This window comes from Candidatus Darwinibacter acetoxidans (assembly GCF_041936445.1).
Lineage (GTDB): Bacteria > Bacillota > Limnochordia > Darwinibacteriales > Darwinibacteriaceae > DTU010.
This window is the reverse complement of record NZ_JBHGXH010000092.1, coordinates 1-1,826: the sequence shown is the minus strand read 5'-3', so window position 1 is coordinate 1,826 and position 1,826 is coordinate 1. Positions and strand designations below refer to the sequence as shown.

General features: G+C 59.8%; 2 pseudogenes. Both read right to left on the bottom strand.

Going from position 1 to position 1,826, the window contains the following annotated elements:
* Positions 1-528 (bottom strand): annotated as a pseudogene (locus tag ACE4YL_RS02865) (recombinational DNA repair protein (RecE pathway)); the annotation flags it as partial.
* Positions 525-1,826 (bottom strand): annotated as a pseudogene (locus ACE4YL_RS02860) (hypothetical protein); the annotation flags it as partial. The pseudogenes ACE4YL_RS02865 and ACE4YL_RS02860, both read right to left, overlap by 4 nt.

Here is a 1,826-nt window from a genome sequence, read left to right as displayed (position 1 = left end):
CTCCCCGCGGTCAAAAGGGTTGGAGACCTCAAACTCGTAGCTCTCGACCTTGTTCCGGTGGTCTTTTTTAATCGGCTTAAAGGTGTCGTTTGCGTAGACCAACTCAATCGTCACGTCGTCAGGGATATCCAGCCCGTATTTGACAGCCTTCATCTCGATCCCGCGGTAGCCGTCGATAAAACCGATGTTGTATTTTTTCGTTCGGTTGTTCCGGTAAGGCACCATGTTGATGTGATTCGGCTGGGCCGGGTCCAGCCCCACCCGGGCCGCTGCCACAACATCCAGGGCCAGCTGCTTCATGTCGACGTTGCCCCAGGTGATGGGCAGGTTATTTTTTTTGTTGTCTCGCCTCTGCTCCGCCTTGGCCAGGGCCTGGTCCACGGCAATGAAATAGTTCTGCGCGAGGCGCCGCTGGAAGTTGGTCAGCGCCACCTCGCCAACACTTCCTGAAAACTCCCGCACCACTGCGTTCATAAAACGCGTGGACATTGATTCTTCTTGCTTGGCAACTTGGGTCTCTTCACTCACCTTGTCTCCTCCTCATATTCAATTCTCAATTTTTTATCCGGCTTGCTGACCACCAGCCTGATGAGCTGCGCATCTGTTGGAATGATCTCGGTTACGCTCTCTGCGTTATCGGCGAAGATCGGGGCGGTAAAGGCGTAGTGTTTTGAAAGGGTGTTTATGATGTCGATGCCCACGTTGATCTGTCTGCCGTTGTTCATGCCAGTAGACCAGGGCACCCCGTCGTAAAGCGTCTCGCAGCATTCTTCCAGGCTCCCGTTCACGAGCACGTTGAAAAGTTTGAACCGGGCCAGCTCGAACCGGCTGTTTATCTTTTCGTCCAGCAGCCTGACCTTCGCCCGGGTGAACTCCTCGCAAAGATAAACCTGTTGCTCCAGGGCCTCATACTCGGCGGCCAGCTTGCGCTCTTGCTCCTGCAGCTCCGCGATGCGGGCCTCTCCGTCTTTCCGGGCGGTGAACTTGGCAAGCTCGGCCTCGGTCCCTTTTATCCTCGCCGCGATCTCGATGATCTCGGAGAGCACCTTCTGCAGCTCCTCGCTGCTGTCTTGCTGCAGGGCGGTGATAGCGGCCAGGAGCGCCTCACGGCCCGCGAGCTTCTCCAGATAGTCAGGGTGTCTCTCCAGGTCGGCGGCCTGCTGCTCCAGCTTCGCCAGGCGGCTCTCAGCCTCGGCCTTGCTCTTCGTCGCAGCGTCCAGCTCCGCCCGGAAGTCGGCAGCATCTTTTTCAAGCCCGGCGATCTCGGCCTGCAGCCCCTTGATCTCGGCGCCCATCGCCTTGCCGTCAGCCGTGATGGTCTCAAGCTCTCGGGCTTTTTTGGTGTTGAAGTCGGCCAGGGCCTTCTGCCGGGCAGCCTCGATCTGCTCTTTCGGCAGGGCCTGTCCGCAGGTGGGGCAGGTGTCGGTCTGCTCGAAGGTGAACTCGCGGGCGTTGACTTCTTTCCAGTTTTCCCGGGCTTCGGCCATGCTCTTTTCGCGGTCAGCGATGATGCTTTGCTTGCTGCCGATCTCCCGCTCCAGCCGCTCGATCTCAGCCTGCAGCCCGTCAATCTCCCGCTGGCATTGGCGGACCATGGTCTGCTCTGACGCGATCCCGGCGTCGATGTCCACGCGCATCCCGGCCTTCCACTCCAGCAGCTCGGCGTCAAGCTCGGCCAGGGCCTTCTTCTTCTCGGCCACCTCGCCCCCGCCCTCGATCCGCAGGCGGCGCTTCTCCGCGCCGTCCTTCAGTTCACCCAGGATCTTCAGCTCGTTCTCAAAGGCGGTCCGGCTGTCTTTCGGCAGCTCAGGCAGGGCGCGGGTGGC